The sequence below is a fragment of the Variovorax jilinensis genome, from assembly GCF_030316885.1.
GTDB lineage: Bacteria > Pseudomonadota > Gammaproteobacteria > Burkholderiales > Burkholderiaceae_C > Variovorax > Variovorax jilinensis.
On the sequence record NZ_JASZYQ010000011.1, the window covers coordinates 48,247 to 68,245 of the forward strand.

The 19,999-nt window shown below is 69.4% G+C and carries 20 protein-coding genes; 16 read left to right on the plus strand and 4 right to left on the minus strand.

Translation table 11 applies throughout. The annotated features are described in order from the left end of the window. Window positions 1–2: 2 nt before the first annotated feature. From hpxZ to QTH87_RS24995, 10 genes are all read left to right on the plus strand, one after another. Window positions 3–377: an oxalurate catabolism protein HpxZ gene (hpxZ, locus tag QTH87_RS24950; RefSeq protein ID WP_286613048.1), complete on the plus strand. Its 375-nt coding sequence runs from the start codon at window positions 3–5 to the stop codon at window positions 375–377. Between the two features lie 124 nt (window positions 378–501). Further along, window positions 502–1,617, plus strand: a complete 1,116-nt coding sequence (locus QTH87_RS24955) for a BMP family ABC transporter substrate-binding protein (RefSeq protein WP_286612980.1) — start codon at window positions 502–504, stop codon at window positions 1,615–1,617. Between the two features lie 28 nt (window positions 1,618–1,645). Continuing rightward, complete coding sequence (locus QTH87_RS24960; protein ID WP_286612982.1) at window positions 1,646–2,746, plus strand: ABC transporter permease; 1,101 nt, start codon at window positions 1,646–1,648, stop codon at window positions 2,744–2,746. Continuing rightward, window positions 2,743–3,663, plus strand: a complete 921-nt coding sequence (locus QTH87_RS24965) for an ABC transporter permease (protein ID WP_286612984.1) — start codon at window positions 2,743–2,745, stop codon at window positions 3,661–3,663. The genes QTH87_RS24960 and QTH87_RS24965 overlap by 4 nt, the downstream gene beginning before the upstream one ends. A 17-nt stretch (window positions 3,664–3,680) precedes the next feature. Beyond that, window positions 3,681–4,397 carry a biuret amidohydrolase gene (gene biuH / locus QTH87_RS24970; RefSeq protein ID WP_286612986.1) on the plus strand — a complete coding sequence of 239 codons (717 nt, stop codon included), beginning with the start codon at window positions 3,681–3,683 and terminating at the stop codon, window positions 4,395–4,397. Continuing rightward, window positions 4,394–6,001: an ABC transporter ATP-binding protein gene (locus QTH87_RS24975; RefSeq protein WP_286612987.1), complete on the plus strand. Its 1,608-nt coding sequence runs from the start codon at window positions 4,394–4,396 to the stop codon at window positions 5,999–6,001. The genes biuH and QTH87_RS24975 overlap by 4 nt, the downstream gene beginning before the upstream one ends. Beyond that, on the plus strand, window positions 5,991–6,656 hold the full coding sequence (locus tag QTH87_RS24980; protein ID WP_286612989.1) for a cysteine hydrolase family protein: 666 nt from the start codon (window positions 5,991–5,993) through the stop codon (window positions 6,654–6,656). Before QTH87_RS24975 ends, QTH87_RS24980 begins: the two co-directional genes overlap by 11 nt. Before the next feature lie 24 nt (window positions 6,657–6,680). Continuing rightward, entirely contained in the window at window positions 6,681–7,427 is a 747-nt protein-coding gene (locus QTH87_RS24985) for a GntR family transcriptional regulator (protein WP_444812842.1), read from the plus strand. A gap of 55 nt (window positions 7,428–7,482) precedes the next feature. Then, window positions 7,483–7,902 (plus strand): secondary thiamine-phosphate synthase enzyme YjbQ, encoded by a 420-nt coding sequence (locus QTH87_RS24990; RefSeq protein ID WP_286612990.1) that lies wholly within the window; start codon window positions 7,483–7,485, stop codon window positions 7,900–7,902. Between the two features lie 30 nt (window positions 7,903–7,932). Then, window positions 7,933–9,519, plus strand: coding sequence for a cryptochrome/photolyase family protein (locus QTH87_RS24995; protein WP_286612991.1), 1,587 nt, complete (start codon window positions 7,933–7,935; stop codon window positions 9,517–9,519). On the opposite strand, the gene QTH87_RS25000 is transcribed toward QTH87_RS24995, so the two are convergent. Next, window positions 9,501–10,304, minus strand: coding sequence for an exodeoxyribonuclease III (locus QTH87_RS25000; RefSeq protein ID WP_286612992.1), 804 nt, complete (start codon window positions 10,302–10,304; stop codon window positions 9,501–9,503). The genes QTH87_RS24995 and QTH87_RS25000 overlap by 19 nt on opposite strands. A gap of 11 nt (window positions 10,305–10,315) precedes the next feature. Here QTH87_RS25000 and pyrE point away from each other — a divergent pair, with 11 nt between their 5' ends. Continuing rightward, window positions 10,316–10,999: an orotate phosphoribosyltransferase gene (pyrE, locus tag QTH87_RS25005; protein WP_286612994.1), complete on the plus strand. Its 684-nt coding sequence runs from the start codon at window positions 10,316–10,318 to the stop codon at window positions 10,997–10,999. A gap of 45 nt (window positions 11,000–11,044) precedes the next feature. Then, window positions 11,045–11,713 (plus strand): DUF4124 domain-containing protein, encoded by a 669-nt coding sequence (locus QTH87_RS25010; RefSeq protein ID WP_444812843.1) that lies wholly within the window; start codon window positions 11,045–11,047, stop codon window positions 11,711–11,713. A 36-nt stretch (window positions 11,714–11,749) separates the two neighbouring features. Here QTH87_RS25010 and gatB read toward each other — a convergent pair whose 3' ends face one another. The 3 genes from gatB to gatC are packed head-to-tail and all read right to left on the minus strand — an operon-like array spanning window position 11,750 to window position 15,055. Beyond that, complete coding sequence (gene gatB, locus QTH87_RS25015; RefSeq protein WP_286612995.1) at window positions 11,750–13,249, minus strand: Asp-tRNA(Asn)/Glu-tRNA(Gln) amidotransferase subunit GatB; 1,500 nt, start codon at window positions 13,247–13,249, stop codon at window positions 11,750–11,752. 1 nt (window position 13,250) lies between these two features. Continuing rightward, window positions 13,251–14,759 carry an Asp-tRNA(Asn)/Glu-tRNA(Gln) amidotransferase subunit GatA gene (gatA, locus tag QTH87_RS25020; RefSeq protein ID WP_286612996.1) on the minus strand — a complete coding sequence of 503 codons (1,509 nt, stop codon included), beginning with the start codon at window positions 14,757–14,759 and terminating at the stop codon, window positions 13,251–13,253. Then, a complete protein-coding gene (gene gatC / locus QTH87_RS25025) occupies window positions 14,756–15,055 on the minus strand; it encodes an Asp-tRNA(Asn)/Glu-tRNA(Gln) amidotransferase subunit GatC (RefSeq protein ID WP_286612999.1) in 300 nt (99 codons plus the stop codon). Before gatC ends, gatA begins: the two co-directional genes overlap by 4 nt. A gap of 223 nt (window positions 15,056–15,278) precedes the next feature. Here gatC and QTH87_RS25030 point away from each other — a divergent pair, with 223 nt between their 5' ends. The 4 genes from QTH87_RS25030 (at window position 15,279) to mrdA (ending at window position 19,935) form a co-directional block, all read left to right on the plus strand. Further along, the gene (locus QTH87_RS25030; protein WP_162565416.1) at window positions 15,279–16,322 is read left to right on the plus strand and encodes a rod shape-determining protein; all 1,044 of its coding nucleotides are present in this window, start codon (window positions 15,279–15,281) and stop codon (window positions 16,320–16,322) included. Window positions 16,323–16,378: 56 nt separating this feature from the next. Further along, the gene (mreC, locus tag QTH87_RS25035) at window positions 16,379–17,407 is read left to right on the plus strand and encodes a rod shape-determining protein MreC (protein ID WP_286613001.1); all 1,029 of its coding nucleotides are present in this window, start codon (window positions 16,379–16,381) and stop codon (window positions 17,405–17,407) included. Further along, on the plus strand, window positions 17,404–17,925 hold the full coding sequence (gene mreD, locus QTH87_RS25040; protein ID WP_286613003.1) for a rod shape-determining protein MreD: 522 nt from the start codon (window positions 17,404–17,406) through the stop codon (window positions 17,923–17,925). The genes mreC and mreD overlap by 4 nt, the downstream gene beginning before the upstream one ends. Window positions 17,926–17,991: 66 nt before the next feature. Continuing rightward, entirely contained in the window at window positions 17,992–19,935 is a 1,944-nt protein-coding gene (mrdA, locus tag QTH87_RS25045) for a penicillin-binding protein 2 (RefSeq protein WP_286613005.1), read from the plus strand. Window positions 19,936–19,999: the final 64 nt, after the last annotated feature.

The window sequence follows — 19,999 nt, forward strand, 5'->3', positions numbered from 1 at the left end:
ACATGCCCGTGAACCTGCCCGAGGTGATTGCCGAAGTCATTGCCGCCTGCGAGCGCTACGAGGATGCGCTGGTCCACAACAAGGTCGAGGTGCTCGACGAACTGTTCTGGCAGAGCCCGCACACGCTGCGCTACGGCGCCACCGAGAACCTCTACGGCTACGACGAGATCCAGGCCTTCCGCGCCGCACGGCCCTCGCAGGGGCTGGCGCGCGAGGTGCTGCGCACCGTCATCACCAGCTATGGCCGCGACTTCGCCACCGCCAACCTCGAGTTCCGGCGCGAGGGAAGCACAAGGACGGGGCGCCAGAGCCAGACCTGGATGCGCACCGCACAAGGCTGGCGCGTGGTGGCCGCCCACGTGAGCCTGCTGGGCTGATTTCCGCCGGCTTTCCGGCTGTTTCAGGGCCATTCGCGCTGGTACGGTTTATGCACACCATCTTGTATCCAAGGCAGGACGCGCTTGGGTCGCCGATCTCAACTTCATTTTCTGGAGCCGCCTCATGAGCCAGTTCAATCGTCGCGAATCACTCAAGACCCTGGCCGCGATGGCCGCCGCCGGCTCGCTCGGCGGATGGAGCGCCCTCGCGCAGGCGCAGAAGGCGCTGACCGTCGGCGTGATCTACGTCGGCCCGCGCGACGACTACGGCTACAACCAGTCGCATGCCGCGGCCGCGGCCCTGCTCAAGAAGATGCCCGGCATCAAGGTGGTCGAGGAAGAGAACGTGCCCGAGACCGCCGCGGTGCAGAAGACCATGACCGGGATGATCCAGCAGGACGGCGCCTCGCTGCTGTTCCCGACCTCCTTCGGCTACTTCGATCCGCACATCCTCGCGCAGGCCGCGAAGTACCCCGACGTGCGCTTCTCGCACTGCGGAGGCATGTGGACCGACGGCAAGCATCCGAAGAACGTCGGCAGCTTCTTCGGCTACATCGACGAATGCCAGTTCCTCAACGGCGTGATCGCGGGCCACATGACGAAGAGCAACAAGATCGCCTTCATCGCGGCCAAGCCGATCCCGCAGGTGCTGCGCAACATCAATGCCTTCACGCTCGGCGCGCGCTCGGTCAAGCCCGGCATCACCTGCAGCGTGATCTTCACGGGCGACTGGTCGATGGCCGTGAAGGAGGCCGAGGCCACCAACAGCCTGGCCGACCAGGGCTGCGACGTCTTCACGATGCACGTGGACGGCCCGAAGGTGATCGTCGAGACCGCGGCCAAGCGCGGCAAGATGGTCTGCGGCTACCACGCGAGCCAGGCCAAGCTGGCGCCGAACGCGTACCTCACGGGCGCGGAATGGAACTGGATCACGCCCTACAAGACCATCGTCGATGCCGCCCAGGCCGGCAAGCCGCATCCCAACTTCCTGCGCGGCGGCCTCAAGGAGGAGTACGTGAAGATGTCGCCGTACGGCCCGATGGTCACCGACGTCGCCAAGAAGAACGCCGACGAGATCAAGGCCAAGATGATCGCGGGCGGCTTCGACATCTTCAAGGGCGGCCAGAAGGACAACAAGGGCGCGGTCGTCATCCCGGCCGGCAAGTCGCTCAAGCAGACCGACCTCGAGCTCGAGAAGATGAACTACCTGGTCGAGGGCGTCGTCGGCTCGATCGGCTGACCGCCGCCACACACCGAGCGAGCCGACGATGCGCCACGCATTGAAAGAGATCGCACTGCCGGTGTTCGCCATCGCGGCGGCGCTGCTTCTCTTCGGGATCTTCGTCTGGTTCGCCGGCGTGAGCCCGGTCGAGGTCTGGGTGATCCTCTTCGAGGGCGCCTTCGGCGACTGGTTCTCGTGGCAGAACACGCTGCAGCGCGCCGCACCGCTGATGCTCACGGCGCTGTGCGTCGCGATCCCCGCGCGCGCCGGCCTGGTGATCATCGGTGGCGAGGGCGCGCTGGTGCTCGGCGGCCTGGCCGCCGCCGCGCTGCCCTATGCGCTGCCGCTGCCGGCCAACATCGTCGGCACCTTCGGGCTCTGCGTCGCGGGCGCAGTTGCGGGCGGGCTCTGGATCATGCTCGCGGGCTGGCTGCGCCAGTACCGCGGCATCAACGAGACCATCAGCAGCCTGCTGCTGGCCTATGTCGCGATCGGCCTCTTCAAGCACCTGGTCGAAGGCCCGCTGCGCGACCCGGCCAGCCTCAACAAGCCTTCCACGCGCTCGATCGTCGATGGCCTGGGCATCGGCGGCATCGGCGGCTCGGACATCCACTGGGGCCTGGTGATCGGCATCGTCGCCTGCGTGGTCTCGGGGCTGTGGCTGCGCAACACCGCCTCGGGCTTCTCGGTGCGCGTGGTGGGCGGCAACCCGCGCACCGCGCAGCTGGTCGGGCTGCCGGCCAACCGGCTGATCCTGGCAGCCTGCGGCATCGGCGGCGGCTTCGCGGGCGTGGCCGGCGCGGTCGAGGTGGCGGCGGTGCATACCAACGCCAACGCCTCGCTGATCACGGGCTATGGCTACGCGGGCATTCTGGTGGCCTTCATCGCGCGCCACAACCCGGTGGCGATCATCCCGGTGGCGATCCTGTTCGGCGGCTTCGGCGCCGCCGGCAGCCTGTTGCAGCGCCGGCTCGGCCTGCCAGATGCCTCCGTGCTGGTGCTGCAGGGCCTGGCCTTCGTGCTGATCCTCGCGAGCGAAGGCTTGCGCATGGTCGACTGGGCCGCCTTGTTCAGGAACCGCGGGCCGGGCAGCGCATCCACCACGCCCGCGGTCGCGGCACCCTTGGCCAAGGAGGCCGCATCATGACCACCGACCAGTGGATCGCCCTCGTCGCGGGCATCGTGGGCGGGGCCCTGCGGGTCGGTGCGCCCTTCCTGTTCGTGAGTCTCGGCGAGTGCCTGACCGAGAAGTCGGGCCGCATCAATCTCGGGCTCGAGGGCGTGCTGGTGCTGTCGGCCATGGCCTCCTTCGGCGGCTCGTACCTCACGGGCTCGCCCTGGCTGGGCGTGCTGATCGGTGCCTGCGCGGGCGCACTGCTGGCGCTGCTGCACGGCCTGCTGTGTTCGCTCGACCGCGTCAACGACGTCGCGACCGGCATCGCGCTGATGCTGTTCGGAACCGGCCTGGCCTTCTATCTCGGCAAGCCGCTGATCCAGCCGCAGGCGCCGCAGCTGCCGGCGATTCCGCTGGGCGACTGGAGCGACAACCCGGTGATCCGTTCGGCGCTGCAGGTCAATGCACTGGTGCCGATCGGCATCGTGCTGGCGCTGTTCATGTGGTGGGGCTTCGCGCGCACGCGCGCCGGCCTCCTGGTGCGCATGGCCGGCGACTCGGCCAATGCGACGCGCGCGCTCGGCTACTCGGTGGCGGGCCTGCGCATCGCGGCCACCACCGCGGGCGGCTTCATCGCCGGGCTCGGCGGCGCCTCGCTCACGCTGTTCTATCCCGGCAGCTGGAACGAGGGCATCTCGAGCGGCCAGGGCCTGATCGCGGTCGCGCTCGTGATCTTCGCGCGCTGGAGCCCGCTGCGCTGCATCGGTGCGGCGCTGCTGTTCGGCGGTGCCGGCGCGATCGGCCCGGCGCTGCAGTCGATCGGGGTCGGCTGGGGCTACCACCTCTTCAACACCGTGCCCTACCTGCTCACGCTGGTGATCCTGGTGCTGACCTGCAAGCCGGGCAGCGTCGCGATCGGCAGCCCGGGCGAACTTTCCTCCACCCGCTGACAACGAAAGCCCTGGCGATGAACGTCGACGCCCAACCCTATGCCTGGCCCTGGAACGGCGACCTGCGGCCCGACAACACGGCGCTGATCGTGATCGACATGCAGACCGACTTCTGCGGCAAGGGCGGCTACGTCGACGTGATGGGCTACGACCTCACGCTGGTACAGGCGCCGATCGAGCCGATCGCGCGCACGCTGGCGCGGCTGCGGCCTCTCGGCTTCACGATCATCCACACGCGCGAGGGGCATCGCCCGGACCTCGCCGACCTGCCCGCCAACAAGCGCTGGCGGTCGCGCCAGATCGGCGCCAACAACGTCGGCATCGGCGACGACGGCCCCTGCGGGCGCATCCTGGTGCGCGGCGAACCGGGCTGGGAGATCATCCCGGCGCTGGCGCCGCTGGCCGGCGAAGTCGTCATCGACAAGCCAGGCAAGGGCTCGTTCTACGCCACCGATCTGGAACTGGTGCTGCGCACGCGCGGCATTCAGAACCTGATCCTGGCCGGCATCACGACCGACGTCTGCGTCCACACGACGATGCGCGACGCCAACGACCGCGGCTTCGAATGCCTGCTGCTGTCGGACTGCACGGCCGCCACCGACCACGGCAACCACCTGGCGGCGCTCAAGATGATCACGATGCAGGGCGGCGTGTTCGGCGCCCACGCGACCTCGGCCGCGCTGCTCGAGGCCCTGCCGGCGGCCGCCCGGGTCCACGAACGGAACGCCCGATGATCGCCCCCGTTCATCCCGCCCCTGCCGCCAGCGGCGCGCTCGCGCTCGACACCTTCGAGCTGACCAAGCGCTTCGGCGCCTTCACGGCAATGGACCGCGTCACGATGCACGTGGCCCCCGGCACGGTGCATGCGCTGCTGGGCGAGAACGGCGCCGGCAAGAGCACGCTGGTGAAGTGCGTGGCGGGCTTCCAGCGGGCCGAGGAGGGCAGCATCCTGATCGATGGCCGCGAGCAGGACATCACCAACCCGGTGGTGGCGCGCGCGCTCGGCATCGGCATGGTCTACCAGCACTTCACGCTCGCGCCCGGCATGACGGTGGCCGAGAACCTGCTCCTGGCCGGCGGCAAGACGCCCGCGCTGATCGACTGGAAGCACAAGCGGGCGGAGCTCGAGGATTTCCTCGCGACCACGCCCTTCAGGCTCGATCTCGATGCCCGGCCCTCGGAACTCGCGGCCGGCGAGAAGCAGAAGCTCGAGCTGCTCAAGCAGCTCTACCTGAGGCCGCGGCTGCTGATCCTCGACGAGCCGACCTCGGTGCTGACGCCGCAGGAGGCCGACGAGGTGCTGGGCCATGTCCGCGACTTCGCCAAGAGCGGCATGTGCACGGTGCTGATCATCACGCACAAGTTCCGCGAGGTGATGGCCTACGCCGACAGCGTGACGGTGCTGCGGCGCGGCAAGGCGGTGCATCACTGCCAAGTCGCGGACACCAATCCGCAGCGCCTGGCGGCGGCCATGATGGGCGAAGGCGATGCGCCCCCACCGGCCGAGGGCGATGTGGAGGCCCCGGCGGGCCGCGCGCTGCATGCGCTGCAGCCGGTGGCACCCAATGCGCCGATCGCGCTGCTGGTGGACCGCCTGCAGGCCCAGGGCGACCGCGGCACGCTGGCGGTGCACGACCTCAGCCTCGCGGTGCGCGCGGGCGAGATTCTCGGCGTCGCGGGCGTGTCGGGCAACGGCCAGCGCGAGCTGGTGGAGGCGCTGGTCGGCCAGCGGCCGCGCGTCTCGGGCCGGGTGTCGGTCATGGGCGAGGCCTACGAGGCCCGGCGCGACGAGAACCGCCGCCTCAAGGTGCGCAGCCTGCCCGAGGAGCCGCTGCGCAACGCCTGCGTGGGCGATCTCAGCGTGGCCGAGAACATGGCGCTGCGCGACTTCGACCAGCCGCCGCTGGCCTGGCCCGCGCTCGGCGTCGGCCTGCTCAACTTCGGGCTCTGGCGCAGCCGGGCCCGCGAATGGATTGCCGAGTACGGCGTCAAGACCCAGGGCGAGGGCGCGCCGATCCGCAGCCTCTCGGGCGGCAACGTGCAGCGCGCGGTGCTGGCGCGCGAGCTGGCGGGCGACATCAACGTGCTGATCGCGGCCAACCCGGTGTTCGGCCTGGACTTCGCGGCCGTGGCCGAGATCCACGGCCGCATCGTGCAGGTGCGCGCGCGCGGCGGCGCGGTGCTGTTGATCAGCGAAGACCTCGACGAGCTGCTCGAGCTGGCCGATCGCATCGTCGTGATGAGCGAAGGCCGCGTGGTCTACGAGACCGACGCGGCCACGGCGGAGCGGCACGTGCTGGGGGCGCACATGGGGGGTGGAGATCATCATGAACATTGAAGCGCTGCCTTTCGCCTACGAATTCGACATCGCGCGGACGGCGCTGGTCCTCATCGACATGCAGCGTGACTTCATCGAGCCGGGCGGCTTCGGCGAGACGCTGGGCAACGACGTCGCGCTGCTCGAGGCCATCGTGCCGGCCACGCAGCGCATGCTCGAGGGCTGGCGCCAGGCCGGCGGACTCGTGGTCCACACGCGCGAGGCCCACAAGCCCGACCTGTCGGATTGCCCGCCCGCCAAGCGCAACCGCGGCAACCCCAGCCTGCGCATCGGCGACGTCGGCCCGATGGGCCGCATCCTCGTGATCGGCGAGCCGGGCAACCAGATCATCGATGCGCTGGCGCCGGTCGAGGGCGAGATCGTGGTCGACAAGCCCGGCAAGGGCGCCTTCTATGCGACCGGCCTGCACGAGATGCTGAAGCGCCGCGGCATCACCCACCTGCTGTTCGGCGGCGTCACGACCGAGGTCTGCGTGCAGACCAGCATGCGCGAGGCCAACGACCGCGGCTACGAGTGCCTGCTGCTGGAGGACTGCACCGAGAGCTACTTCCCGGCCTTCAAGGCCGCGGCGGTCGAGATGATCCGGGCCCAGGGCGGGATCGTGGGCTGGACCGCTCCGAGCACGACGCTGCTGGCGGCGCTCGGCCACCCTTGAGCGGCAAGCACTAATATCCGGCTCGTGTCGACCGTTCGAACCCCCGCCGTCCGCCAGCGCTCCGTCGAACCGGATCCCGTCTTCCGCACGCTCGCCGACGAGGTGTACGCGCAGCTCAAGCGCGACGTGGCCGAGTTCAGCCTGGTACCGGGCGACCGCTTCACCGAGAACGAGATCAGCGAGCGCCTCGGTGTCTCGCGCACGCCGGTGCGCCAGGCGCTGTTCCGGCTGCAGCAGGAGGGCTTCGTCGAGGTGCTGTTCCGCAGCGGCTGGCGCGTGCTGCCCTTCGACTTCGACCAGTTCGAGCAGCTCTACGACCTGCGCATGGTGCTCGAGACCACCGCCGTGCACCGGCTCTGCGAGAGCGACCACCGGGTCGACCGCAGCCTGCTCGACGAACTCGGCGGCATCTGGCTGGTGCCGGCGGCGCAGCGCAGCGCCGACACCGTGCAGGTGGCCCAGTGGGACGAGGCCTTCCATTGCTCGCTGGTGGCCGCCGCGGGCAACGGCGAGATGACCCGCGTGCACCGCGACGTCACCGACCGCATCCGCATCATCCGCCGGCTCGACTTCACCAAGCAGCCGCGCATCGACGCCACCTACGACGAGCACGCGAAGATCCTCAAGGCGATCCGCGCCAACCGCGGCGACCAGGCCGCGATGCTGCTGCGCGCGCACATCGAGACCAGCCAGTCCGAGGTGCGCAAGATCACGCTGCACCAGGTGCACCTGGCGCGGCATGCGGGGCGGACGCCGCCGCGCGAGCGCTGAGCGCCGCCGCGCGAGGCCGGGTGCGGCGCATCCGCCACCGCGCTATGCTGGCCCGATGCGCCAGTTCGGCACCACCCTCGCCATCGACACGCCGGGCCGCGGCCTGCAGGAAATCACGCGGCCGGTCGTACGCTGGCTCGAAGGCTGCGGCCTGCGCGACGGCCTGCTGACGCTGTTCGTGCGCCACACCTCGGCCAGCCTGCTGATTCAGGAGAACGCCGACCCCGACGTGCGCGGCGACCTCGACCGCTTCTTCGCGCGGCTGGTGCCCGATGGCGATGCGCTGTTCCGCCACCGCGACGAAGGGCCCGACGACATGCCGGCCCACGTGCGCGCCGCGCTCACCGCCACGCAGTTGTCGATTCCCGTGGCCGCCGGCCGCCTGGCGCTCGGCACCTGGCAGGGCATCTACCTGTGGGAACACCGGCAGCGCGCGCACCGGCGCGAGGTGGCGCTGCAGGCCATGGGCGACTAGCGTGCCGCGCACCCGCGCCGGACGCCGCGCATGACCCGCCATCTGGTCATCGTGCTGGGCGACCAGCTCGACCTCGATGCGGCGGCCTTCGACGGCTTCGATCCGCGGTCCGATGCCGCCTGGATGGCCGAGGTCGCCGAGGAATCGACCCACGTCTGGTCGAGCAAACCACGCATCGCGTTGTTCCTGTCGGCCATGCGCCATTTCGCCGAGGCACTGCGCGCGCTCGACCGCCCGCTGCACTACCGGCGGCTCGACGATGCCGAGAACCTCGGCAGCCTGGCCGGCGAGCTGGCCGCCGCGATCGATCGCCTCGCGCCGCAGGCCCTCGTGATGACCGCGCCCGGCGATGCGCGCGTGCTGCGCGCGTTGCGCGAGGTCGCCGCGTCGCGCAGCCTGCCGCTCGAGATACGGCCGGACCGCCACTTCTTCGGCACCGTGCGCGAATTCGCAGCCCATGCGCGCGCGACGCACGGTCGGCTGGTGATGGAGAACTTCTACCGCGAAATGCGCCAGCGCCACCGCGTGCTGATGGACGGCGACCAACCCGCCGGCGGCCGCTGGAATTTCGATGCCGAGAATCGCCATGCCTTCGGCAAATCAGGCCCCGCGCAGGTGCCGGCGCCGCCGCGCTTCCCGCCCGACGCCATCACGCGCGAGGTACTCGCGCTGGTCGACCGCCACTTCGCGCGGCATCCGGGACGGCTCGAATCCTTCGCCTGGCCGTTGACCCGCGACCAGGCGCTGGAATGCCTGGTGCGCTTCGTCGCCGAACGCCTCCCTTCCTTCGGCCGCTGGCAGGACGCGCTGTGGCCGCACGAACCCTGGCTCTGGCATTCGCAGCTCTCGGCCGCGCTCAACCTGAAGCTGCTGAATCCGCGGGAGGTCGTCGCCGCGGCCGAGACGGCGTGGCGTGCGGGCCGGGTCCCGCTCGAGAGCGCCGAGGGCTTCATCCGGCAGATCCTCGGCTGGCGCGAGTACGTGCGCGGCGTCTACTGGACGCGCATGCCCGCCTACCTCGAAGAGAACGCGCTCGACGCGCACGCGCCCCTGCCGGCCTTCTACTGGGACGGCCGTACGCCGATGGCCTGCCTCGCGGACGCCATCGGCCAGACGCTCGAACACGGCTACGCGCACCACATCCAGCGCCTGATGGTGACCGGGCTTTATGCACTGCTGCTGGGGGTGGAGCCGCGCGAGGTGCACGCCTGGTACCTCGCGGTGTATGTCGACGCGGTCGAGTGGGTCGAGCTGCCGAACACCCTCGGCATGAGTCAGTTCGCGGACGGCGGCGCGATGGCGACCAAGCCCTACATCGCGAGCGGCCGCTATATCGAGCGCATGAGCGCCGGCAGCCTGTGCCGGGGTTGCCGCTTCGATCCGGGCCAGCGCGTGGGCGACGACGCCTGCCCGTTCACCACGCTCTACTGGGATTTCCTCGTGCGCCACGAGCCCATGCTGGCGGCCAATCCACGCACGCGGATGCAGGTCAGGAGCCTCGAACGCGTGAGCGCTGAAGAGCGCGCGCGGATCGCAGAGCGCGCCGCGGCCATCCGGGCGGGCATGCTCGATGGCGCCGCGCCAGGCGATCGCCCGGCTCAGAGCGTGAAGTCGTAGTCCACCGTGATCGGCGCGTGGTCGCTGAACTTGAGCGTCCTGAAGATCTGCTCCTCGCGCGCCAGCGCCGCCGTCTTCGGCGTCGCCAGGTGGTAGTCGAGCCGCCATCCCACGTTGTTGGCGTAGGCCTGGCCGCGGTTGCTCCACCAGGTGTAGGCCTCGCCCGTGGTCTCGGGCTTGAGCATGCGGTAGACGTCGACCAGGCCCGCGCCGTCGGCGCCGGCGTCGAGCAGCCGCGTCATCCAGGCGCGCTCCTCGGGCAGGAAGCCGCTGTTCTTCTGGTTGCCGCGCCAGTTCTTGAGGTCGATCTCCTGGTGCGCGATGTTGATGTCGCCGCAGAGGATGAACTCGCGCTCGCGCTTGAGCGCGCTCAGGTGCGGGAAGAAGCCCTTGAGGAAGCGGAACTTGGCGGCCTGGCGCTCCTCGCCCGACGAGCCGCTCGGGAAGTAGCAGCTGATGATCGACAGCTTGCGGGCGGGGGTGTCGAAGCGCAGTTCGAGGTAGCGGCCTTCGGCGTCGAACTCGGCATCGCCCCAGCCCACGACCACGTCGCTGGGCGCATGCTTCGAGTAGATCGCGGTGCCTGCATAGCCCTTCTTCTCGGCGAAGTGGAAATGCCCCTTGAGCCCGGCCATCTCCTCGAAGCGGCCCTCGACGTCGCTGGCCTGGACCCTGATCTCCTGCATGCAAATACAATCCGGCGCCAGTCCGCCGACCCAGTCGGCGACGCCCTTGGTGGCAGCCGATCGCAGGCCGTTGAGGTTGAGGCTGGTCAGTTTGAACACGAGGATTCCCTATGGCTGAAGAGATTGGAAAAGACGACGCACTGGCACAGGATTTCGTGCAGTTCGCGCTGGAGTCGGGGGTGCTGCGCTTCGGCGAGTTCAAGACCAAGGCCGGGCGGATCAGCCCCTATTTCTTCAACGCGGGTCTGTTCGACGACGGCGCCAAGATGGCGCGGCTCGCGGGATTCTATGCAGACCGCCTGCTGGCCAGCGGGCTCGAGTTCGACATGATCTTCGGGCCGGCCTACAAGGGCATCCCGCTCGGCGCGACCGTGGCGACCGAGCTCGCGCGGCGCGGGCGCAACGTGCCCTTCGCCTACAACCGCAAGGAGGCCAAGGACCACGGCGAGGGCGGCACGCTGGTCGGTGCGCCGCTCAAGGGCCGGGTGCTGATCGTCGACGACGTCATGTCGGCCGGCACCGCGGTGCGCGAGTCGATCGCAGCCATCCGCGCGGCCGGCGCCACGCCGCATGCCGTTGCGATCGCCCTCGACCGACAGGAGAAGGCGACCGAAGACGGCAAGGATGTCGACCACAGCGCCGTGCAATATGTACGCAATCAGCTTGGACTTGTAGTAATTTCCATTTCAAACCTCGACGACTTGTTACAGTACCTGTCAGGCCGCGCCGACGATGAACTGGGCGCCCACCGCCAGGGCGTGCTGGCGTACCGGGCACGTTACGGAGCCGGCTGACCACAACCGACCGAAGGACCGACGTTGGCGAGCACCCAAGCACTGTTGAGGACATTCCTTGCGCTTTCGCTGACCGTTGCCGGAACCGTGCATGCGCAGCCCGCTCCGGGCAGCGCCGGCGGGAAGTCCGGCTCCGCGGGCATCTACAGCTGCACCGACAGCAAGGGCCGCACCCTCACGGCCGATCGCCCGATCCCCGACTGCGTCGACCGCGAGCAGCGAGAGCTCAACCCGAGCGGCACGACGCGCCGCAAGGTCGAACCCACTTACACCGCACGCGAGCAGGCCGAGCGCGAAGACCGCGAACGCCTCGCCCAGCAGCAGGCGGCGCGCCTGGTCGAGGAACGCCGTCGCGAGCGCGCGCTGCTGGTGCGCTATCCGAATGCCGCGGCGCACGACCGCGAACGCGCCGAGGCGCTGGTGCAGATCGACGTCGTGATCCTGGCCGCCCGCAAGCGGGTCGACGAGCTCGCGCAGGACCGCAAGAAGGCCGACGACGAGCTCGAGTTCTACAAGAAGGACCCGAGCAAGGCGCCCGACGCGATCCGGCGCAAGCTGGAGGACAACGCGCGCAGCGTGGCGGTGCAGAACCGCTTCATCGGCGAGCAGGAAGACGAGAAGAAGCGCGTCAATGCGCGCTTCGACGAGGAGCTGGCGCGCCTGGCGCCGCTCTGGGCCGCGAACGCTGCGGCCGCCAAGTCGGCGACCCGCTGACGCCGCATCGGACGCCGGCCGGCGCCGCCCGCGCCCTCAGCCTCCCAGCTTCGACTTCAGCAGCGCATTGACCTGCGCCGGGTTGGCCTTGCCCTGGCTGGCCTTCATGACCTGGCCGACCAGCGCGTTGAAGGCCTTGTCCTTGCCCGCGCGGTACTCGGCGATGTTCTTCTCGTTGGTGGCGAGCACCTGATCGATGATCTGTTCCAGCGCGCCCGAATCGCTCATCTGCTTCAGGCCCTTGGCCTCGATCAGCGCGTCGACCTCCGAGCCTTCGCCGCTCCAGAGCGCCTCGAAGACCTGGCGCGCCGCGGCGTTCGAAATCGTGCCGTCGCCGATGCGTCCGACCAGGCCGGCCAGCTGGGCCGCGGCCACGGGCGCCGCGGTAATCGCGATGTCCTGCTGATTGAGCCGGCGCGCGATCTCGCCCGTGATCCAGTTGCTGGCCAGCTTGGCGTTGGCACCGGCGGCCACCGCCGCCTGGAAGTAGCCTGCCAGGGCCGGGCTGTGCGTCAGCTGCGCGGCGTCGTAGGCCGACAGGCCGTGCTCGCGCACGTAGCGCTCGGCCATGGCGCGCGGCAACTCGGGCATCCCGGCGCGTACGCGCTCGATCCAGTCGGCGCCGATCGCCAGCGGCGGCAGGTCGGGGTCGGGGAAGTAGCGGTAGTCGGCCGCGTCCTCCTTGGTGCGCATGGCGCGCGTCTCGCCGGTGTCGGGGTCGAACAGCACCGTGGCCTGCTGCACCGCGCGGCCGTCCTCGAGCTCCTCGATCTGCCAGCGGATCTCGTAGTCGATCGCCTGCTGCATGAACTTGAAGCTGTTGAGGTTCTTGATCTCGCGCCGCGTGCCGAGCTTGCCGCCGGGCCTGCGCACCGAGACGTTGGCGTCGCAGCGGAAGCTGCCTTCCTGCATGTTGCCGTCGCAGATGCCGATCCAGGTCACGATCTTGTGCAGTTCGCGCGCATAGGCCACGGCCTCGGCGGTGGAGCGCATGTCGGGCTCGGTCACGATCTCGAGCAGCGGCGTGCCGGCGCGGTTCAGGTCGATGCCCGACTGGCCGACGAAGTCCTCGTGCAGCGACTTGCCCGCGTCTTCCTCGAGGTGGGCACGCACCAGGCGCACGGTCTTCTGCTCGTCGCCGAGGAAGAAGCTGACCGAGCCGCCCTGAACCACGGGAATCTCGAACTGGCTGATCTGGTAGCCCTTGGGCAGGTCGGGATAGAAGTAGTTCTTGCGCGCGAAGACGCTGCGCGGCGCGATGGTCGAGCCGAGCGCGAGGCCCAGCTTGATCGCCCGCTCGACCGCGCCCTTGTTCATCACAGGCAGGGTGCCGGGCAGCGCCAGGTCGACCGCGCAGGCCTGCGTGTTGGGCTCGGCGCCGAAGGCGGTCGAGGCGCGGCTGAAGATCTTCGAGGCGGTCGAAAGCTGGGCGTGGGTCTCGAAGCCGATGATGACTTCGTAGCCCTGGACCAGCGGCCCGGTGGGGCGGCCGGCCTGCAGTTCCTCGGTGGTGGCGGGTGCTTGCTGGGTCGTCATCTCAATAGCCTCCCGGGGTGCGGAGGTGCCAGTCGGTGGCTTGCTGGAAGGCGTGCGCCGCGTTGAGCAGCTTCGCTTCGGCGAAATAGTTGCCGATCAGCTGCAGGCCGACCGGCAGGCCGGCGTCGAAGCCCGCCGGCACGCTCATGCCGGGCAGTCCCGCGAGCGACGCCGGGAGCGTGAAGATGTCGGCCAGGTAGTCGGCCACCGGATCGTCGCCGTGCTCGCCGATCTTCCAGGCCACGCTGGGCGCGGCCGGGCCGGCGATGACGTCGCACTGCCGGAAGGCCTGCTGGAAATCGTCCGCGATCATGCGGCGCACCTTCTGCGCCTGCAGGTAGTAGGCGTCGTAGTAGCCGTGCGAGAGCACGTAGGTGCCGATCATGATGCGGCGCTTGACCTCGTCGCCGAAGCCTTCCTCGCGGGTGCTCTCGTACATCTGCTCGAGCGCGCTCTTCCTGCTCGCGGGGTCGATGTAGTTCTCGGCGCGGTGGCCGAACTTGACGCCGTCGAAGCGGCTCAGGTTGCTCGAGGCCTCGGCGGCCGCAATGATGTAGTAGACCGGGATCGACAGCTCGGTACGCGGCAGCGTGATCTCGACGCGGCGGGCGCCGAGCTTCTCGTACTCGGCCAGTGCCGCATCGACCGCGGCCCGCACGCCGGGCGCCACGCCCGCGCCGAGGAACTCCTTCGGCACGCCGATGCGCAGGCCGTCGAGCGAGCCCTTGAGCCCGCGCGAGAAGTCCTCGGCCGGCCGGGCCAGCGAGGTCGAGTCGCGTTCGGGGTCCGGGCCGCACATGGCCGACAGCAGCAGTGCGCAATCCTCGGCCGAGCGCGCCATCGGGCCGGCCTGGTCGAGGCTGGAGGCGAAGGCCACCATGCCGTAGCGCGAGGCGCGGCCGTAGGTCGGCTTGATGCCGGTGATGCCGCAGAACGAGGCCGGCTGGCGGATCGAGCCACCGGTGTCGGTGCCGGTGGCGGCCGGCGCCAGGCCGGCGGCCACGGCCACGGCGCTGCCGCCCGACGAGCCACCCGGGATGCGCGCGCTGTCCCAGGGATTGCGCACCGGCACCGCGCTGTCGAAGCCGAGCGCAGGAACCGCGACGTTCTCGTTGGCCGAGCCCATCGCGAACTCGTCGCAGCTGAGCTTGCCGAGCGTCACGGCGCCGGCCTCGGCCAGCCTGCTTACCACGGTGGCGTCGAAGGGCGAGCGGTAGCCCGCGAGGATGCGCGAGCCGGCCGTGGTCGGCAGGTCGGCGGTGACGAAGATGTCCTTGTGGGCGATCGGCACGCCCTCGAGCGGCGCGGCCGATCCGGCGGCGATGCGTTCGTCGGCGGCGCGGGCCTGCGACAGCGTGAGCTGCTCGTCGACCGCCACGAAGGCACCGAGATCGGGGTGCGCCGCGATCCGGGACAGGTGGTGCTGCGCGGCCTCGACCGCCGAGACCTTGCGTTCGCGCAGGGCCTGCGCGAGCCTGGCGACGCCCAGTTGGTGCAGTTCCAGGCTCATTCGATCACCTTCGGCACCAGGAACAGGCCGTTCTCGACCGCCGGCGCGCTGCGCTGGTTGGCCTCGCGGTCGTTCGGTTCGCTGACCACGTCCTCGGCCAGCCGAAGCGTGATGTCCTCGATGGCGGCCACCGGATGGGCCAGGGGCTCGATTCCCGCGGTGTCGACCGCGCGCATCTGCTCGACCAGGTCGAAGAAGCCGTTGATCTGGCCGAGCATCCGTTCGCTTTCGGCCGGCGCCAGCCGGAGCCGCGCGAGCGAGGCGATGCGCGCGATGTCTGTGGAGGTGAGGGACATGGAAAAAAGGCCGCTATGGCGTAAAACAGGTGCGTTCGCAGGCCGTAAAGGTGCGCTGGAACGCGGGGCTGTCGGGGGATTCGGTTATTATCCCGCCTTTGCCGCAACCCCCGCGAACGCGCCGGCATTTGCCGCAAAAACCGTTTCAAACCACCCGTCACACGACCCAGAAAAAAGGGCGATGGCTTGCCGACGCGCATGCCGTGCCCCATGAGGATTCCACATGTTTGGAGCTTTTCGTCGGTACTTTTCGACCGACCTCGCGATCGACCTCGGCACCGCCAACACCCTGATCTTTGCCCGCAACAAGGGCATCGTGCTGGATGAGCCGTCGGTGGTCGCGATCCGCCACGAAGGCGGCCCGCACGGCAAGAAGGTGATCCAGGCCGTCGGCCGGGAGGCCAAGGCCATGCTCGGCAAGGTCCCCGGCAACATCGAGGCCATCCGTCCCATGAAGGACGGCGTGATCGCCGATTTCGTCATCACCGAGCAGATGATCAAGCAGTTCATCAAGATGGTGCATCCGCGCTCGCTGCTCACGCCGAGCCCGCGCATCATCATCTGCGTGCCCTGCGGCTCGACCCAGGTCGAGCGCCGCGCCATCAAGGACGCCGCCGAGGCGGCAGGCGCCACCTCGGTCTACCTGATCGAGGAACCCATGGCCGCCGCCATCGGTGCCGGCCTGCCGGTGTCCGAGGCCAGCGGCTCGATGGTGGTCGACATCGGCGGCGGCACCACCGAAGTCGGCGTGATCTCGCTCGGCGGCATGGTCTACAAGGGCAGCGTCCGCGTCGGCGGCGACCGCTTCGACGAGGCCATCATCAACTACATCCGGCGCAACTACGGCATGCTGATCGGCGAGCCGACGGCCGAAGTGATCAAGAAGACCATCGGCTCGGCCTTCCCGGGCTCCGAGGTCAAGGAAATGGAAGTCAAGGGCCGCAATCTCAGCGAAGGCGTGCCGCGCAGCTTCACGATCAGCAGCAACGAAGTGCTGGAAGCGCTCACCGATCCGCTCAACAACATCGTCTCGGCGGTCAAGAACGCGCTCGAGCAGACGCCGCCCGAGCTGGGCGCCGACATCGCCGAGCGCGGGATGATGCTGACCGGCGGCGGCGCGCTGCTGCGCGACCTCGACCGCCTGCTGGCCGAGGAAACCGGCCTGCCGGTGCTGGTCGCCGAAGACCCGCTGACCTGCGTGGTGCGCGGTTGCGGCATCGCGCTCGAACGCATGGACCGGCTCGGAAGCATCTTCACCAGCGAATGACCCGCCCCCAGGTAGCGCGCACTTCGCTTCCTGCACCTCTCGTGGCATAAAGCGTCATGCCGCTCGGCACCCTCGATCGCACTGCACCGCCCCTCTTCAACCAGGGGCCGTCGGCGCTGAGCAAGCTGATCTTCTTCAGCGCGCTGGCGCTGTTCCTCATGGTGGCCGATACGCGGCTGCACATCGTCCAGCCGCTGCGCATGGCGATCGGCGCGGTGCTCTATCCGGTCCAGTGGCTGGCGCTCAAGCCGGTGCAGCTGGTGGCCCACGGCGGCCGCTACCTCGAAGACCTGCAGGTGGCGCAAGGCAACGAGTCCGAGGCCCGCAAGTCGCTTGCGCTGCAGTCCGAGCGCGCCAGCCAGGCCGACACGCTGGCCCAGGAGAACGCCCGCCTGCGCGCCATCCTCGAGCTGCGCGAGACGACGCAGGTGCCCGGCCGTGCGGCCGAGGTGCTGTACGACGCGGCCGATCCCTACACGCGCAAGCTGGTGATCGACCAGGGCCTCAACAACGGCATTGCGGCCGGCTCGCCCGTGATCGACGAGCTCGGCGTGCTCGGCCAGGTCACGCAGGTGCAGCCGTTCTCGAGCGAGATCACGCTGGTGATCGACCGCGATCTGGCGATCCCGGTGCAGAACGTGCGCACCGGCGCGCGCAGCGTGGCCTTCGGCGATGCCAGCGCCCACGGCGGCGGACTCGAGCTGCGCTTCATCCAGGCCAATGCCGATGTTCAGGAGGGTGACGTGCTGACCACCAGCGGCGTCGATGGCGTCTATCCGCCGGGCCTGCCGGTGGCGCGCATCGACCGCATCGAGCGCCGCGCCGATTCCGCCTTCGCGCGCATCCACTGCGAGCCGCTGGCCAAGGTCACGGCCGCGCGCTACGTGCTGGTGCTGGCGCCGACCGGTTCGCAGGCGGTGCCCAAGCCGCAGCTGCCGAGCTCGCCCTCGGCCGTGGCGGCCAAGAAGAAGGCCGACAAGGCGGATGCCAAGGCCGATGCGAAGGCTGACGCCAAGGCCGACGCCAAGGCGGCCAGGCGCGTCGACAAGCCGGCCACCGACAAGAAGGAGCCGAGCCCCCGATGATCATGCGTCCCGGCCAGCAGCAGCTCCTGTTGCCCGTCAGCCCGCTGTTCATCTGGAGCAGCCTGGTGGTGGCGCTGCTCGTCAACATGGTGCCGGTGGGCCGTGCCGCCTGGACGCCCGACCTGCTGGCGCTCGTGATCGTGTTCTGGAGCGTGCACCAGCCCGACCGCGTCGGCATCGGCGCGGCCTTCGTCTTCGGCCTGCTGATGGACGTGCACCAGTCGGCCATGCTGGGCCAGCATGCGCTCTCCTACACCACGCTGTGCTTCCTCGCGACCATGATCCATCGGCGACTGCTGTGGTTCCCGGTGTTCCAGCAGGCGCTGCAGCTGCTGCCGCTGTTTGCGCTGTCGCACCTGATCGAGCTCGCGATCCGGATGATCGGCGGCGGCGTGTTCCCGGGCTGGACGCTGCTGGTCGCGCCTGCGCTGGAAGCCGCGCTCTGGCCGCTCGCGAGCCTGATTCTTTTGGCTCCCCAGCGTCGCACGCCGGAACCAGACGCCAACCGACCACTCTGACAGCCACTCCGCCCGCCCGAAGGCCCATTGCCTGCGGGCTGCGCGCGGCCTTAAGCTCCAGCCCCGATGACCGAGATCCGCAACGTAGCCGCAGAACTGACCCGCTTCAGGCGTCGGGTGTTCGTGATCGGCCTGGTCGTGCTGGTCGCGTTCGGGCTGCTGTGCGCGCGGCTCGCCTATCTGCAGGTGGTGCGGCACGACGACCTGGCCGAGCAGGCCGAGAGCAACCGCACGGCGATCGTACCGGTCGTGCCGAGCCGCGGCCTGATCCTGGACCGCAACGGCATCACACTGGCCTCCAACTACTCGGCCTACACGCTCGAGATCACGCCATCCAAGGCCGGCAAGGTCGAGGAGACCATCGACGCACTGACCGAGGTGCTCGAGATCTCGCCGCGCGACCGCCGTCGCTTCAAGCGGCTGCGCGAAGACTCCCGCAGCTTCGATTCGGTGCCGATCCGCACCCGCCTGAGCGACGAGGAAGTGGCCCGCTTCGCGGCCCAGCGCTACCGCTTCCCCGGCGTGGAGATCAAGGCGCGCCTGTTCCGCAACTACCCGCACGGCGAGCTCGCGAGCCACGTGCTGGGCTACATCGGGCGCATCAACCAGGCCGAGAAGACGGCCATGGAAGACTGGGAAGACGAGGACCTGGCCAACTACAAGGGCACCGAGTACATCGGCAAGCTCGGCATCGAGCAGAGCTACGAGAAGACCCTGCACGGCCAGACCGGCGTCGAGCAGATGGAAACCTCGGCCGGCGGCCGGGCGGTGCGTCGGCTCGCCGCGCATCCGGCCACGCCCGGCAACACCGTGATGCTCTCGCTCGACATCAAGCTGCAGAAGCTGGTCGAGGACATGTACGGCGAGCGCCGCGGCGCGCTGGTGGCCTTCGATCCCCGGACCGGCGAGATCCTGGCCTTCGTGAGCAAGCCCACCTTCGACCCCAACCTGTTCGTCGAGGGCATCGACACCGAGAGCTGGAAGGAGCTCAGCGAGTCGCTCGACAAGCCGCTGCTCAACCGCGCACTGCGCGGCACCTACCCGCCCGGCTCCACCTACAAGCCCTTCATGGCCCTGGCCGCGCTGCGGACCGGCAAGCGCGGGCCCAGCGTGCTGGTCAACGATCCGGGCTACTTCAACTTCGGCGGCCACCGCTTCGGCAGCCCCGAGGGCAACATCGGCAACATCGACATGCGCCGCTCGATCCAGCTGTCGAGCAACATCTACTACTACTCGCTGGCCAACGAGATGGGCGTGGACCTGATCCACGACTCGATGAAGCCGCTGGGCTTCGGGCAGGTCACGGGCATCGACATCGGCGGCGAGGTGCGCGGCGTGCTGCCCAGCACCGAGTGGAAGCGCAATGCCTACAAGCGGCCGGAGCAGAAGCGCTGGTATGCGGGCGAGACCATTTCGCTCGGCATCGGCCAGGGCTACAACGCCTTCACCATGCTGCAGCTCGCGCAGGCCACGGCGATCGTGGCCGACGGTGGCATCAAGCGCAAGCCGCATCTGGTGCTCGCGATCCGCGACACCGTGACTGGCGAGGTCAAGCCGGTCGAGCAGCCGCCGGCCGAGAACCTCGGCTACCGGCCGGCCGACATCGCGGTGATCCGCGAAGGCCTCACCTCGGTCGTGACCAGCGGCACCGCGCGCGGCGTGTTCGCGGGCGCGGGCTACCAGGCCGCGGGCAAGACCGGCACGGCACAGGCCGTGACCCAGGCACAGAACACCAAGTACAACGCCAAGGCGCTCGAGGAGCACCAGCGCGACCATGCACTCTTCATGGCGTTCGCGCCGGCCAACGACCCGAAGATCGCGGTGGCGCTGATCGTCGAGAACGCCGGCTGGGGCGCCGGCGCTGCAGCGCCGATCGCGCGCCGCGTGTTCGACTACTGGCTCATGAACCAGTACCCGAGCGAGGCCGACATGGCGGCGATCCAGATCGGCAAGGCGACCGCGCCGATCGGCAAGCCGCGCGTCGCCAGCGAAGTCGCCTGGACCGACTGAGCTCGCCCCCAGGTTGGCTCACTGCGTGTAGCCGCCCACCCCCTGCCGGGGGCAACACCAGCGG

What these genes read in the sequence shown, in the direction of transcription:
- pyrE (WP_286612994.1), top strand. Translation starts at nt 10,316, where the DNA reads ATGGCTGAAGAGATTGGAAAAGACGACGCACTGGCACAGGATTTCGTG.
- biuH (WP_286612986.1), top strand. Translation starts at nt 3,681, where the DNA reads ATGAACGTCGACGCCCAACCCTATGCCTGGCCCTGGAACGGCGACCTG.
- gatC (WP_286612999.1), bottom strand. Translation starts at nt 15,055, where the DNA reads ATGTCCCTCACCTCCACAGACATCGCGCGCATCGCCTCGCTCGCGCGG.
- QTH87_RS24960 (WP_286612982.1), top strand. Translation starts at nt 1,646, where the DNA reads ATGCGCCACGCATTGAAAGAGATCGCACTGCCGGTGTTCGCCATCGCG.
- mreD (WP_286613003.1), top strand. Translation starts at nt 17,404, where the DNA reads ATGATCATGCGTCCCGGCCAGCAGCAGCTCCTGTTGCCCGTCAGCCCG.
- QTH87_RS24990 (WP_286612990.1), top strand. Translation starts at nt 7,483, where the DNA reads ATGCGCCAGTTCGGCACCACCCTCGCCATCGACACGCCGGGCCGCGGC.
- mrdA (WP_286613005.1), top strand. Translation starts at nt 17,992, where the DNA reads ATGACCGAGATCCGCAACGTAGCCGCAGAACTGACCCGCTTCAGGCGT.
- gatA (WP_286612996.1), bottom strand. Translation starts at nt 14,759, where the DNA reads ATGAGCCTGGAACTGCACCAACTGGGCGTCGCCAGGCTCGCGCAGGCC.
- mreC (WP_286613001.1), top strand. Translation starts at nt 16,379, where the DNA reads ATGCCGCTCGGCACCCTCGATCGCACTGCACCGCCCCTCTTCAACCAG.
- gatB (WP_286612995.1), bottom strand. Translation starts at nt 13,249, where the DNA reads ATGACGACCCAGCAAGCACCCGCCACCACCGAGGAACTGCAGGCCGGC.
- hpxZ (WP_286613048.1), top strand. Translation starts at nt 3, where the DNA reads ATGCCCGTGAACCTGCCCGAGGTGATTGCCGAAGTCATTGCCGCCTGC.
- QTH87_RS24975 (WP_286612987.1), top strand. Translation starts at nt 4,394, where the DNA reads ATGATCGCCCCCGTTCATCCCGCCCCTGCCGCCAGCGGCGCGCTCGCG.
- QTH87_RS25030 (WP_162565416.1), top strand. Translation starts at nt 15,279, where the DNA reads ATGTTTGGAGCTTTTCGTCGGTACTTTTCGACCGACCTCGCGATCGAC.
- QTH87_RS24995 (WP_286612991.1), top strand. Translation starts at nt 7,933, where the DNA reads ATGACCCGCCATCTGGTCATCGTGCTGGGCGACCAGCTCGACCTCGAT.
- QTH87_RS24980 (WP_286612989.1), top strand. Translation starts at nt 5,991, where the DNA reads ATGAACATTGAAGCGCTGCCTTTCGCCTACGAATTCGACATCGCGCGG.
- QTH87_RS24965 (WP_286612984.1), top strand. Translation starts at nt 2,743, where the DNA reads ATGACCACCGACCAGTGGATCGCCCTCGTCGCGGGCATCGTGGGCGGG.
- QTH87_RS24955 (WP_286612980.1), top strand. Translation starts at nt 502, where the DNA reads ATGAGCCAGTTCAATCGTCGCGAATCACTCAAGACCCTGGCCGCGATG.